Source organism: Ruegeria sp. P8 (genome assembly GCF_056534665.1).
The window spans coordinates 24,583-38,449 of the sequence record NZ_JBQERC010000009.1; the positions used below are offsets into that span (position 1 = coordinate 24,583).

Below are 13,867 nucleotides of genomic sequence, written 5' to 3' on the forward strand. Positions count from 1 at the left end.
AACGCCCCCTCGAAGGATCGAGAGGGCGGTTTCAATCAGCTTAGCGCCTCATCGCAGCGTCGGCAAACTCCGACATGGGCGTGGCGGCCCACGTCAGGAAGGATTTTCCAACAGCGCTGACATTTCTCGCCTTCGGCCTTCTCGAACACGACTGCAATGCCTTCGATTTCGGGTACGCGGAATGCTTCGGCTGGGGCCGGGTCGCCGGTCACGGTCAGACCTGACGTGATGCACAGATCGTCCACGTCAAAGGTCGCCAGTAGATCAAGGGTTTCACTGTCCTCAACATGCACAATCGGTGCCGCTTCGAGGCTGGAGCCGATCACCTTGTCCTGCCGCTGGATCTCAAGCGCAGCTGTCACAGCACGGCGTACACGGCGCACTTTGGCAACGGCCTCTTCCAGTTCGGCGAAACGCCAATCCGCAGGCGTTTTCGGGAAGTCGACCAAGTGGACCGAGCTATCGTCGCCCGGAAAGCGCTCCAGCCAGACCTCTTCCATGGTGAAAACCAGAACCGGCGCCAGCCACGTGGTCAGACGATGGAACAGGATATCCAACACCGTCCGCGCAGCACGACGGCGCGGCGTGTCGCCGTCACAATAAAGAGCATCCTTGCGGACGTCGAAGTAGAAGGACGACAGGTCAACCGTGGCAAAGGTGAAGACCGCGCTGAATACGCCCTGGAAATCGAAGGACGCATAGCCCTTGCGAACCTGCTCATCCAGATCGGCCAGCCGGCTGAGCACCCAGCGCTCCAGACGCGGCATATCTTCGGGTGCAACGCGATCGGCCTCGGTGAAATCCGCCAGCGAGCCCAGCATAAACCGCATGGTGTTGCGCAGACGGCGATAGCTGTCGGCGGTGCCTTTCAGGATCTCCGGCCCGATCCGCTGATCGGCGGTATAGTCGGTCTGTGCCACCCACAGACGCAGGATATCGGCGCCGTATTGCTTGACGACCTCTTCCGGTACGATGGTGTTACCCAGCGATTTGGACATCTTGTTGCCCTTGGCATCCAGCGTGAAGCCGTGGGTGACGACATTCCGATATGGCGCACGGCCCTTGGTACCGCAAGCCTGCAGCATGGACGAATGGAACCAACCACGGTGCTGGTCGGTGCCTTCCATGTAGACGTCGGCGATGCCGTCCTCGGTCCCATCTTCGCGGTCGCGCAAAACAAAGGCGTGAGTGGAACCAGAATCGAACCACACATCCAGCACGTCAAACACCTGATCGTAGTCATCGGGGTTGGCGATGCCGTCGAGGATTTTCTCTTTGAACCCGTCGGTGTACCAGATATCCGCGCCATCTTTCTCAAACGCCGCCTTGATGCGCGCGTTCAGGTCTGCGTTGCGCAGCAGGTAATCCGCGTCGGTGGGCAAGGCACCTTTCTTGGTGAAACAGGTCAGCGGCACGCCCCAGGCGCGTTGGCGCGACAGAACCCAGTCCGGACGCGCTTCGATCATCGAATAGAGGCGGTTGCGCCCCGTCTGCGGCGTCCATTTGACCAGTTCGTCGATCGAGCGCAGGGCACGTTCGCGGATGCTGTCGCCCATCTCACCCATGCCGTCATCCAGCTTGCGGTCAACGGATGCAAACCACTGCGGCGTGTTGCGGTAGATGATCGGAGCCTTGGAGCGCCACGAATGCGGATAGCTGTGCTTGATCTTGCCGCGCGCCAGCAGCCCGCCAACCTCGGCCAGCTTGTCGATGACAGCTTTGTTCGCGTCACCCTCACCACCCTTGCGGGACAGGATGTATTTGCCACCAAAGAACGGCAGATCGGTGCGGAACGAACCATCATCCATCACGTTATAGGTGATGACCTGCTCCAACATGCCTAAATCGCGGTAGAGTTCGAATTCCTCCATACCATGTGACGGCGCACAGTGGACGAAACCGGTGCCTTCGGTATCGGTCACGAAGTCAGCCGCGCGGAAGTCGCGGATATCGTCCCATTCGCCATTGCCACCTTCGGCACCGGCCAGCGGGTGGGTCAGTTGAACACCTTCAAGTTCATCGGTGGCGACACCGCGTACACGGGTCCACTGATCGTCGTTCAGACGGGCACGACCCAACACATCTGCGGCCAGATTGTCAGCCAGCAGGAATCTGTCACCCACATTAGACCAGCATTCCTCAGGCGCGCCGGTGACTTCGTAGAGACCATAAGAGATGTCTTTGCCATACACGACCGCCTTGTTCGACGGCATTGTCCAAGGAGTGGTGGTCCAGATTACGACGAACGCATCATCCAGATCACCCGCGTTCACGACCTTGAACTTCACCCAGATGGTAAAGCTTTCCTTGTCGTGATACTCGACCTCGGCCTCGGCCAGCGCAGTTTTTTCGATGGGCGACCACATCACGGGCTTGGAACCCTGATAGAGCGTGCCGTTCATCAGGAATTTCATGAACTCGTCGGCGATCACGGCCTCGGCATGGAAGTCCATGGTGATGTAGGGATCAGGCCAGTTGCCGGTGATGCCCAGACGTTTGAACTCTTCCCGCTGGATGTCGATCCAGCCTTCGGCGAACTTGCGGCATTCCTGACGGAAGTCGACGATGTTCACCTCATCCTTGTTCTTGCCCTTCTTGCGGTACTGTTCTTCGATCTTCCATTCGATCGGCAGACCGTGGCAGTCCCAACCGGGCACGTAACGCGCGTCAAAGCCCATCATCTGATGGGAACGCACGATCATGTCCTTGATCGTCTTGTTCAGTGCGTGGCCGATATGCAGGTGGCCGTTCGCATAGGGGGGGCCGTCGTGCAGAGTAAAGGGTTTGCGCCCCGTTTTCTCGCGCAGGCGGTCATAGACACCGATGGTCTCCCACCGCTCCAGCCATGCGGGTTCGCGTGCAGGCAGGCCCGCGCGCATTGGAAAATCGGTTTTGGGCAGGTTCAGCGTGTCTTTATAGTCAGGCGTTTGGGTCGTGTCGGCGCACATTTTGAGCGTCCTTTGGATGATCTGGTCGTACTAGGATCGAAGCGGTCGGTGCGAATTCTCAAACACCTTTGCCCGGCGTCTCAGAGGGTCAGAGCGCCGGGGATATAATTCGAATAATGATGGCCGTCCGGTCATACATGGCCGCGCTTATAAGACGCCTGCCTTCAATGGTCCAGAGGTTCCGGCCCATGCGGCGAATGGCGCAGCTTGGCCCAGCGATTCAACCATGCCAGACCGGCCAGCCCAAGCCCCAGCGCCAGCAGTGAGAACACGCGGATCAGCCCGCCCAGACCGGCAATATCGATCAGAAAGACCTTGGCCACCGCCAGCCCGATCACCACCAACCCCGCCTTGCGCATCACATCCGAACCGCGTGCCAGAGATTGGTAGAACAGCACCGCCCCAACCAACAGCAGAACAAGGGTATATGTATAAAGCTCGGGCTGCGTGACGCCGTTACCTTCAAACATGCCTGCTGCGCCCTGCCAGACATGGCGGATAGTCAGGCCAAACCACACAGCAATCAACGCACCCGCAATGGCGTAGCTAGCCAGCCTGATCTGCTTTGGCATGTCCTTGATCCGCCAGGCCGAGAATCCAATGGTCAGTGCGGGCACCAGATAGGCAAGGACAAGGGTGTTCAGAATCGGTGGGCCAAGCACCGGGTCGGCGTTGGGGTTCAGAAGCGGGTTTTGGTCGGTCAAAGCCAGGGTCAGTCGGAACACGCCATGACCGGCAAAGAACGCCGCCAACACGTACCGTGCATAATTCAGTTTGCCACCCAGCCCAAACCTCTGAACCTGAGCGAAGGCCAGCAGCAGCCAGATGACCGCCAGCAGGCCAAGACCCCAATGGCTGTTGTCGGCCCCGCCTTCACCGAAACCTTCAAGCCACCGCAGTAGCAACAGGGACAGCAGGATGCCGCCCGTCGCCCATGCCGCGCTTTCCAGCAACAGTGCGGCAACCGGCCGCTGCAAGGGACGCAACAGCCACCAGCCAGCCACGAAACCCAACGTGGCCGCACCATAGACCATCGCCATTTCGGGCACCGGGGCCGCATTGGCCCAGTCCAGACCCGGGTCAAGCACCAAGCGCACCGTGACCGTAAAGACACCGGCCCAGATAAACCAACTCATCTGCGGCAAGGTGAACCTGCGATCCAAGGCTGCTGCTGCGACGATGCTGGCCACCAGCGCAATCGTCAGCGCGGCCGAGCTGAGCACGATGACGCAAGCAAAGACCAGACAAGACAACGCGGACAACGTGGCCAGAGCAGCCCGCATCCGGTCGTCGCCATCGGCGCGACCAAAACGCCCGGCCAGAACCACCATCAGAATTGCCAGGACAATCGCGTGCAGGGCCCAGGCGTACGCACCGATAACCGTGGCAGGACGCCAGCCCAATTCCAAAGCGATGGCCAGCGCCGGTGCAAGAATTACAGCGCCCCCGGCCCAGATTGCACGATACTGGTTTGCCCTGAATGACCGCCATGCCATCAAAATCGACATGAGCGCGCCCAAAGCAACCAGCGCGGTGGCTGCCATCGGAAAGTCGGCCTCGGGCGTCTCGGCATAGGTGTCGGTGAAACTGCGAAGAACTGCGCCGTATTCCAGCCCGTGAGAGGCCACAAAAAACACAAGGCCCGCCGCAGGTAGCACGGTCAGATCCTGCAACGCAGGCGCATCCTTGGCCCACAATAGCAGCGCCAGAAGCAGGGCGGACAGCAGGCAGACACCCAACCAGAATTCAGCCGCTGAGTCTGCCCAATGCCAGGACAGGATCGCGGCACTGGCCGCAATCGCTCCGGCGGCGAGCCGAGTTGGAAACTCGGGCCATGGGCGGGTTCCGGGGGTTCGGATCACCTGAGACATCATGCACCCTGCATGATCGGGCCAAACGCGCCGCACCGGAATGGCCGTCGCCAGCAGTGCCAGCACTGTTGTCGCGACCAGATATCCCGGTTCCGTATTCGGAGCCCCACTTATCAAAAGCAGGTTTGCCGCATAAACCCCGACCAACGTCAGAACCGAAATCCACGCCCAACGCCGCACCGTGTCGATACCCAGCCCCAAAACAGCAACCAAAAGAAAATAGGCATAGAGCCACGAGGGATCGTCAGATGCGCCTCCAACCAGAAAGGGTGCAGCAAAAGCTCCAATCAGTCCAACCGCAGCCAACAGCGGGCCGTGGAACCACCCCAGAACAAGACCAACAAGCGCGACAACGACCATCCCTGCCAATGCCGTCTCGGCCCCGATCAAGCCATAGAGCTGCCGCGCAGACAGGATTGCCCCAAACAAGGTGACGAGGCCGGCCCCCGAAAAGACCGATGGCAAATAGGCAGTGGCCACCGCTTCGTCATCCCCGAACCTGCGGCGCAGAACCTCGCCCCCGACAATCAAAGCCGAGCCGAAACCAAGCGCGGCGAAAACGCGGGCCGTCGGAGGTAACAATCCGTTCTCAACGCCATATTGCACGAGGAAAATACCGGCCAATGCCAGCGACAGGGCCGAGACCGCGTAAAACCAGTTCTCACGCAGCCACGCGCCCAGCGCAGCAAACCTGTCATGGCGAAATACAATTGCAGGCGTAGCGGCGTCGGTGTCTACATCTTCGGCGCTTTCGTCTTCCTGTCGCTTTGGCGCGGCCCACGGCCCCGGGCTGTGAACCTGTTCCTCTGCCACAGGTTGCGGTGCAGGTGCATCCTGTTCCGGTTGCAGCGACGCCGGTGCATCACCCGACACCAACGCATTGATCTGCGCTTCCAGTTGTTCGACCCGGCGACGCAATCGGGAATGTCCGACCAGAAGGGCAATCAAGATCACCGGGATGGCCAGAACAACTAGGCCAATAAGAACAAGCAGCGTTTCCAACCGAGTCTCTCCGATCCGTAATTTCGGCCAAGCTATCTCGTGCTGTCGGTCAGCAACAGTCAGGAAAGCCGTGACAAAGTCTAAAGTACCGAAATCGCCGGACGGGCGATCATCAGCCAAAGGATGGTCAAAACCGCCAGAAATGCTGGAACCCCGCAAGCAAACCAGAACCTAAACAAGCGGTAATACTCCGGTGGCAGTTGCATTCCCCGCTCTGCCGCCGTTCGCGCGTGGTCGCGCAACCGGATTTGAACCCAAACCACCGGCAACCAGAACAAGCCCGTCAAAACATAAAGCACCAGAGACAACACGATCCATCCTTCACCCAAAGACCACCCGATCTGCCAGGCAAGCAGAGCTCCGGTCACTGTTTGCAGGATGACAGCGGTCGTGGTGAACAGAAGGTCGGCCAGTACCACGATACCCGCCGTATGGGCGATGACGCGCGGGTCGTTTGTCCGGTGCGCCATCAGCATGAAAAAGGCGATCCCTGCCCCGGTTCCCAGCAGCACACATGCACCGATGACATGCAGCCATCGCAAGATCAGTTCAGGGTCCATCATCGGCTCTCAAACAAGGGCAACGCCACAAGCGACAGGATCATCGCGGGCAGGATTTTCACCAGCGGCCCCAGCGGATCCAACCACAATTCCGGCATCGTGACCGAAGCGGCAATCAGGTAGAATATGGCTACTGTCAACTGCGCCACACAGGCCCGCGCCGCCCATCGGCGCCACAGGATGGCCAGACCAAGTGCTATGTCGATCAGGGACCAGAACACAACGCTGGTCACCGCCAAGGCGGATGACCACCCCGCTTCGACCAGCATACCAGAAGCCGTGGACAAACTCGCCAGCCCAAACAGGCCCGACAGCAACCAGAACAGGCTGAGTGTTGCAACGATCAGCGGCATCAATAGCGCCATCCGCGCGGTCAACCGATGCTCGCGCGCGCAAGGCAGCATGGCATAAACCTCAGGCAAGGCGGCATTTCCGCGCCCGGCCGCTGCACGATAGGGGCCAGGGTCGCCGATCACGCCATCCGCCATGACCGTCATCGCCGTGCTGCGCAGCGGAGACCGCCAACCCAACAGGGCCAGACAATCCGCCATGGCCGCAACGGCTTTTGTCAGGACAGGCGGCAGGACCAGATGGAAGCGCGCAGCGGGAAACCCCAGCCACTGCCGCGTGCAGCGCACCACGTCCGACAAACTATGCGGGGTATCCTCGACCAGATCGTAATTACCCTGCGGCAGACGACCGGCAACGGCAGCAATCACGACGTCACACAGATCGGGCATCCCGATGCATTGAACGGGTGTATCGGGGTAAGCCAGCGGTTGAATAAAAGGAACAGACGCCAGCATTCGAAGCAACGCCGTTCCCCCATAATCCGTTTGCCCGATAACAAGCCCTGGCTTTAGAATCCAAAGTGTTACGCCCGATGCGCGCAAAGCGGCATCTCCGCGTGCCTTGCTGCACAGGAAATGCGTGCTGGCGTCCGGCTCTGCTCCGATGGCCGAAATCTGAACAATGCTTATGCCACCTTCCGCGCAGGCCCCTGCAAGGGCTGCGACCGCCATATGGTGCACCGCTTCAAGGTTGTCCTGCGCGTTATCCTGCAAAGCCCCTGCGCAATTCACCACGACATCGACGTCGGCCAGCAGGTCCTGCCAATCGTCCTTGTGCAACAGATCGCGCATATCGCCCTGTTTCAGCAAAACCCCCGGCAGGACCTTTGCCCCTTGAGCAAGATTGCGCCCCATGCCCTGAACCGTGGCACCTGCGGCCGACAATGCCCGCGTGACGGCGGTGCCGATGAACCCATAAGCACCCAGAACCAATACGTTCTTTCCAGAAAGCTCGTGATCTGCCATCGTCCTTTGCACCTGTTTTGCGCCACTCTACCTATCCGGGAAGTTTTGACCAGTCGCGACTACCGTGCTGCGACATTTATGGATGGAACAGAGACCCGACGAGATACGCGATCAGTGCCGCCAGACCACCGATCAACAGCGTTTCGATACCTGACCGCCACCAGGGCGCCAACGACCACCGGCTTTTGAACGCACCAATCGCAAAGAAGACCCCCATCGTCATCCAGACCGACATCTCGAAAGCATTCTCCACCGACGCCAAAAACGGCAACAGCGGGATCATCCCGGCCACAAGGAACGCGAAGAACGTTGCCAACGCGGCTTTCATCGGATGTGGGTCGACACTGCCCAGCCCATATTCACCCTCGATCATCAGGTTGACCCAATGTTCGTGGCTCGACGTGATCGCGGCGGTGGCTTCGTTCAGAATTTCCCCTGACAACCCTTTTTGCGACAGAATTTCACGGACCTCCTCGCGCTCGCCGTCGGGGTAGAGTGCGATGTGGCGTTCCTCGATCGCCCGAATGCGCCGTATGTTGTCCAGTTCGGCCTTAGTCCCCGAGTAATTGCCTGCGGCCATTGAAAACCCGTCCGCCAGAACGTTTGCCAAACCAAGTGCCACGATAACAAACGGGGAAAGGCCCGCCCCCGCGACACCGGCGACAATGGCAAATGTGGTGACGGAACCATCAATGCCGCCATACACAACGTCGCGTAACACACCGCGCCCGGGCGGAGCGTTGATCCGGTCGGCAATTTCCTGCGGACTGTGACCGTGATCCGTCATGGTTTGCTCCTATTGTTCACTGGCAGAGTGCAGAAGGGTGTGGTCTGACGCTTTGCTCTGGATCAACCCTTGGAGAACAGACCCTGCAAGGCGCGTTTAATGATGCCTCGCGTGGAAGGTTTGTGGCGTTTTGAGAATGGCAGCGGGCGGCAGACCTCCATCGCGGCCACGCCCACTCGGGCGCTGAGCGCACCGTTGACCAGACCTTCTCCGAACCGTCGGGACAATTTGCTGAGAACGGACCCGCCCAGAACAGGTTCCAGCAGATCGTCACCAACGGCCACCGCCCCAGTTGCGACCAGATGCACAAAGACGGCACGGGTCAGACGCCAGCTTCCCAGCGTGCCAGCCCGCCCCCCGTAGATTTCCGCGACGCGGCGGATCATCCGTAGGGACGCGGCCAGAGCCGTTACAACATCCGCCAGTGCCAGAGGGACCAAAGCGGTCACGGTGGCAACCTGCCGTGCTGCGGCTTCAACCTCACGGCTGGCAGCGGCGTCGAGCGGGGCCAACAATTCATCCTCGGCAAGGTTTAAAAGCGCCTCGGCATCGAACTGTTCCCCCATACGCTCGGACAACCGCTCGCGACCCCAGCGGGTATCCTCGCGCCCTTTGTAGAATGCAATGATGCGATGTGTGACCGCACGCGCCTGAGCCAGGTCTTCATCAGCCAATGCAATATCCGCTGCACGGCGCATCCCATCAACACGGGACAACCGCCCCAAAGCCGCGAGCTCGCGTAGCGCGATGATCACCACCACCAGAACCAATGCAGCCAACAATCCGGCAACGATCCAACCCAGAACGGGCATCCGCGTCACCAGAGAGGTTGCAAAATCCCAGGCGGCCACCGATATGGCGGCCCCGACCACCGAAAGCGCAAGCCCCCAGAACCAGCGCGCAAGGACTGAGGGTTTGCTGGCCGCCAGCCGGGCCGCGCTTTGCATCGCCTGCCCCTGAGGTGGCACAGTATCCGGCACCGGTTTTGCCTGCGCGACATCAGCAGCGGGTTCATCATCGTCAAGATCGATCAAAACCGGACCTTTAGCCATTTGTCGTATCCCTGCTGTGCCAGACAAACCTTATGTCCGGCAGGTTTTCATCGTTTTCTGCCCCATCGCTGCGCGCCACCTCGGCAAAGCCGTTTCGCTCATAGAACCGACAGGCACGGGAATTATCCTGAAACGCGTACAAGCCCAGCCGCCGCTGGCTTGATTTCGCGTGATCCAGCAATTGCTGGCCGATCCCCTGCCCCCGAGCTTGTGCATCCAGATAAAGTGAATGGATTTCACCCCCATTCAGCGCCAGAAACCCGACCACGCCTGTCTCAGCCTCGGCCACAGTGACCCAGTCCTGATCAATCATCCGGCCGCAAAAGGCGATGGTTTCAGCACAGCTGTGCAATTTGGGCATCCAGTCGTTTTCCAAAGCGAAATCGTGCAGGATCGTACCGATTGTACCGGCATCTGTGGTGCGTGCGGGGCGCAGTGTCGTGATCACAATCTGTCTCCGATCAGAAACTGCGCTGCACGATCCAGTCGAATATGCGGGGGGCCGTCACCAGGTTTCAGGGTTAGTTTTGCCGGCGCAAAGGCCATGAACCCATAATCTTCGTTCAACCAGCTCTCCGCCCCATTTCGCGCCGGACCCAACAGATGCGTTGGATCCTCGGGCAATTGTCCGGGATAGAAAGCGGCCTGTTTGCCGCTGCCTAACAAAGTACCACGCACGCATGGCAGATCGGTCCCGTCGTGGCTGCGTATCTCTTCGGTTGTTGCACGTAACGAGGCCAGAGACAGGGCCGCAGTCCGGGCCCCGGCGAATTTCGCACGATCGCGTGCCTCGCGCGTCAAAGCTTCGATAATCGCGGTCAGGCGGGGATGCTGCGTGTGGTGCAGGTGGTCCGCTTTTGTCGCTGCAAACAGGATGCGTTCGACCTTTTTGCCCAACAAAAGCTGGCTCAGCCATGCGTTCCGTCCCGGACGAAAAGCCGACAGGATATCAGCCATCGCGCGGCGCATATCTTCAACGGCCTGAGGACCTTTGTGAATTGCGCCCAGCGCGTCAACCAGAACCACCTGCCGGTCAATCCGCGAGAAGTGATCCCGAAAAAACGGTTTCACGACCTGAGATTTATAAGCTTCGAACCGCCGTTCCATCTCGCGCTGAAGGGTCCTGCGCCGCGACGGGCCCGTGATTGCCAACGGTGCAAAGGTCAGAACCGGAGATCCCGCCAGATCACCCGGCAACAGGAAACGTCCGGGGGTACAGTCGTAAAACCCGGCATCGCGCGCTGCGTTGAGATAGGCGGTGAACGACGCGGCCAGAGCTTGTGCGGCAGGTTCGTCGTGCCCTACCGACGGGTCTGTATCTTGGACCAGTGCCAGATACGCGGCAGCCTCGGCGCGGGTCTTAATCCGTGCCAGTGTTTCCTGAGACCAGTCTGCGTAAGATTTGTCCAGCAAGGCCAGATCCAGCAGCCATTCTCCGGGATAATCGACGATATCCAGATGGACCGTGCGCGGCCCTTGCAACCCGGCAAGCAGCCCGGCGGGACGGGCTTTGAAGGACAAGCGCAATTCAGATACCGCGCGCGTGCTGTCTGGCCAATGCGGTGTCTGTCCCGTCAGGGCGGACAGGTGCGATTCATAATCGAACCGGGGCACAGTGTCATCCGGTTGGGGTTGCAGAAAGGCGGCAATGATTCGCCCCTCCTGCTGCGCAACCAGCCCGGTCATACGGCCCCGATCCAGCAGATTGGCAACCAACGAAGTGATGAATACTGTTTTACCGGATCGCGCCAGCCCGGTGACACCCAAACGGATGACCGGCTCGAAAAATGTCTCGGACACGCTGTCGCCGATACTTTCGACGCCACGTGCAAGACTGTCTGCCAGTGAAGAGATGACCAATCCGCCGCCCCGCAATTTTCCTTTTGCCCAAGATAGGTAGCGGTCGCGGCACATACCAGCGCTTTCGCCCCCTTGCCCGATCCTGCGCTGCGCTGTACCAGCGGCACATGCCCAGATATGCGTTGAAAGTTGAATACCAGGGGGAACCGTTTGCCGGATGGCAGCGGCAAAAGGATCAACCATCTGTACAAGGCGCCATCGAACAGGCCCTGTCCCGTATTCAACCGGGTTCGCATACGATTGCTGCAGCGGGGCGCACGGACGCCGGCGTTCACGCTCTGGGGCAGGTTGCCCACTGCGACATGGCAAAGGAATGGGACCCGTTCCGCCTGTCTGAGGCGCTGAACTATCACCTCAAGCCTCTCCCAGTGGCCATCGTAAAGGCCGCCCCCGTGACCAAGGATTGGCACGCGCGGTTTTCAGCGGTTGAACGGCAATATCTGTTCCGCATCCTGATGCGCCGGGCGCCCGCAACCCACGACCGGGGACAGGTCTGGCAGATTAGCCACCAGCTGAATGTCGACGCCATGCAGGAAGGCGCAAACATGCTGCTGGGTCGGCATGATTTCACTACGTTCCGGTCGTCGATCTGTCAGGCGGCCAGCCCGGTCAAAACCCTTGATGAACTGCGCGTTGAATGGGTCGAGGGCTTTTCCGCCCCCGAGGTTCATTTCCACGTGCGCGCCCGGTCGTTTTTGCACAATCAGGTGCGCAGTTTCGTCGGAACGCTGGAACGTGTGGGCGCCGGAGCGTGGACCCCGGAAGATGTGCGTGAGGCTTTGAAAGCCGCCGACCGCGCTGCCTGCGGGCCGGTGTGTCCGCCGCACGGGCTGTATCTGGCGCGGGTCGGATACCCGGAACCGGTGTTCGACTGATCTAAACCGCGCGCAGAAGCAACCCGCCTGCAATCACCGCAATGACAAGCCCCGCCACCAGTTCGATGGAGGGTGCCAGAACCGACGCAAAGCGCGTGGCCGAAGCCGAAGCCAGCAGCCCGCCGCGCAGACCAAAAGACGTCCACCCGACCAGCGTAGTCACAGTCGCCGTGCCAAGCGCCATGGCAAAAGCACCCGCGATCCCCACCATGGCGATGCCCATTTGCCACGTCAGAATCAGTACAAACAAGGCACCGGTACAAGGCCGTGCAGCTATGCCTGCGATCAGGATCAGGGCTTCGCGCAACGTGCCCACATTTGCGACCTCGTCCGCGGTTGGACCATGACGATGACCGCACTCCGCACAGGCTCCCTCATCATGATGGTGCTGATGGGTGTGATCGTTAGAGACATGCTTTTTCTGCTGTCGTGCGAAATTGCGCACAGCCCGTACAACCAGCCAAAGCCCAATCAACGCAATGGCTCCGTAGCTGATCGGAGCCATCACCTGTTCGGTCGTCCCAACTAGGCTTTCGCGGGACATCTGAAAGACCAGCACCCCCGCGTAGACCAGCACGACCGCCGTCACCGCCTGACCAAGGCTGGACAATACGCTGATCGCGGACAACCTCCAGAAGGCGACGCGCCGACCCAAACCGTAGCCGCCGATCAAAACCTTCCCGTGGCCCGGACCCACAGCATGAAAGAACCCATACGCGAAACAGACAGTCAGAAGCGTGGCCACCGCCTGAGGCTGTTCCGCGCGCGCTGCACGCAAGGACCGCGCGATCTGGTTCTGAAAGTCCCGCTGCTCTCCGGCTGCCCAACCTGCCAGGCTGTCAAACCCACCACTGCCCCAGAACCAAAGCAGCAAACCAAAGGCCAGAGCGACCGGAACAATCAGGAAACGGGACATGAAATGAGGATCTCAGTCGCAAAGCTCTCACCAACCAAGGGAATATCGTTTTCCTCCAGGTCGTAATCCGCGTCCAGTGTCAATAGAAACGCCTGCATCTGTGCAAGCTGCCCGTCTATGTCAGGGTCGTTACGATCCATCTGGCAAGACTCCGGGCCCGTCACGGTTACAGGGCGCGTAATCTCGTAGGCCGTATAGAAGGACTCATCAAATGCCTTGGCGGAAAGCCCTGTGGCAAGTATTGCTCCGCCTTCGACCGCCCGCAAATGGGTGGTTACAATCCGCCCGTCTTCCGTTGTCGCGCTGGGCTGTATCGGGCGGGACAGAGCCACCGGTGTTCCGTCTTTGGTGAGCACGAGGTCGCCGTTATATCCCTCGACCCATTGCATATCGAACCCGCTCAGACGTTTTTCTTCGTTTTCCGTCAGAATACCGTCAGCATCCTGATCCAGATTCATGCCTTCCAGAACAAGCAGAGAATAAAATTCGTCATATGCCCACGTCACCCGGATATGGGTCAGGTGACCGGCCTCATCCACGATGAACTCCAGCCCGGTGTCGATAAAGACATGCGGGTGGGATAGTGCCGGGATCGGCAGGCAACAGGTCATGACGGTGAAGAGCCAGCGCATATGCGCAAGATAGGTCTGACGGGACACGGCGACAACGGCCTTTACACA

Annotated in this window: 11 protein-coding genes; 1 reads left to right on the forward strand and 10 read right to left on the reverse strand. The window is 59.8% G+C overall.

From position 1 onward, the window contains the following. Nucleotides 1-35: 35 nt before the first annotated feature. The 8 genes from ileS to ACR0BZ_RS12135 all read right to left on the reverse strand — a co-directional run bounded on the left by ileS (nt 36) and on the right by ACR0BZ_RS12135 (nt 11,396). The gene (gene ileS, locus ACR0BZ_RS12100) at nt 36-2,948 is read right to left on the reverse strand and encodes an isoleucine--tRNA ligase (protein ID WP_480920303.1); all 2,913 of its coding nucleotides are present in this window, start codon (nt 2,946-2,948) and stop codon (nt 36-38) included. Between the two features lie 164 nt (nt 2,949-3,112). Next, nucleotides 3,113-5,821 (reverse strand): DUF2339 domain-containing protein, encoded by a 2,709-nt coding sequence (locus tag ACR0BZ_RS12105; protein WP_480920304.1) that lies wholly within the window; start codon nt 5,819-5,821, stop codon nt 3,113-3,115. A gap of 80 nt (nt 5,822-5,901) precedes the next feature. Further along, nucleotides 5,902-6,381 (reverse strand): DUF2269 family protein, encoded by a 480-nt coding sequence (locus tag ACR0BZ_RS12110; RefSeq protein ID WP_480920362.1) that lies wholly within the window; start codon nt 6,379-6,381, stop codon nt 5,902-5,904. After that, the gene (locus ACR0BZ_RS12115) at nt 6,381-7,697 is read right to left on the reverse strand and encodes an SDR family oxidoreductase (protein WP_480920305.1); all 1,317 of its coding nucleotides are present in this window, start codon (nt 7,695-7,697) and stop codon (nt 6,381-6,383) included. Before ACR0BZ_RS12115 ends, ACR0BZ_RS12110 begins: the two co-directional genes overlap by 1 nt. Before the next feature lie 76 nt (nt 7,698-7,773). After that, nucleotides 7,774-8,484 (reverse strand): VIT1/CCC1 transporter family protein, encoded by a 711-nt coding sequence (locus ACR0BZ_RS12120; RefSeq protein WP_267367744.1) that lies wholly within the window; start codon nt 8,482-8,484, stop codon nt 7,774-7,776. A gap of 62 nt (nt 8,485-8,546) precedes the next feature. Then, the gene (locus ACR0BZ_RS12125; RefSeq protein WP_480832752.1) at nt 8,547-9,536 is read right to left on the reverse strand and encodes a YcjF family protein; all 990 of its coding nucleotides are present in this window, start codon (nt 9,534-9,536) and stop codon (nt 8,547-8,549) included. Then, a complete protein-coding gene (locus tag ACR0BZ_RS12130) occupies nt 9,529-9,984 on the reverse strand; it encodes an N-acetyltransferase family protein (RefSeq protein ID WP_480832751.1) in 456 nt (151 codons plus the stop codon). Before ACR0BZ_RS12130 ends, ACR0BZ_RS12125 begins: the two co-directional genes overlap by 8 nt. Then, nucleotides 9,981-11,396: a YcjX family GTP-binding protein gene (locus ACR0BZ_RS12135; protein WP_480920306.1), complete on the reverse strand. Its 1,416-nt coding sequence runs from the start codon at nt 11,394-11,396 to the stop codon at nt 9,981-9,983. Before ACR0BZ_RS12135 ends, ACR0BZ_RS12130 begins: the two co-directional genes overlap by 4 nt. Before the next feature lie 107 nt (nt 11,397-11,503). Between ACR0BZ_RS12135 and truA the strand changes: the two genes are divergently transcribed. Beyond that, nucleotides 11,504-12,271, forward strand: coding sequence for a tRNA pseudouridine(38-40) synthase TruA (gene truA / locus ACR0BZ_RS12140; protein ID WP_480920307.1), 768 nt, complete (start codon nt 11,504-11,506; stop codon nt 12,269-12,271). Between the two features lies 1 nt (nt 12,272). Here truA and ACR0BZ_RS12145 read toward each other — a convergent pair whose 3' ends face one another. Beyond that, a complete protein-coding gene (locus tag ACR0BZ_RS12145) occupies nt 12,273-13,187 on the reverse strand; it encodes a nickel/cobalt transporter (protein WP_480559732.1) in 915 nt (304 codons plus the stop codon). Beyond that, a complete protein-coding gene (locus ACR0BZ_RS12150) occupies nt 13,172-13,846 on the reverse strand; it encodes a DUF1007 family protein (RefSeq protein ID WP_480920308.1) in 675 nt (224 codons plus the stop codon). The genes ACR0BZ_RS12145 and ACR0BZ_RS12150 overlap by 16 nt, the downstream gene beginning before the upstream one ends. Nucleotides 13,847-13,867: the final 21 nt, after the last annotated feature.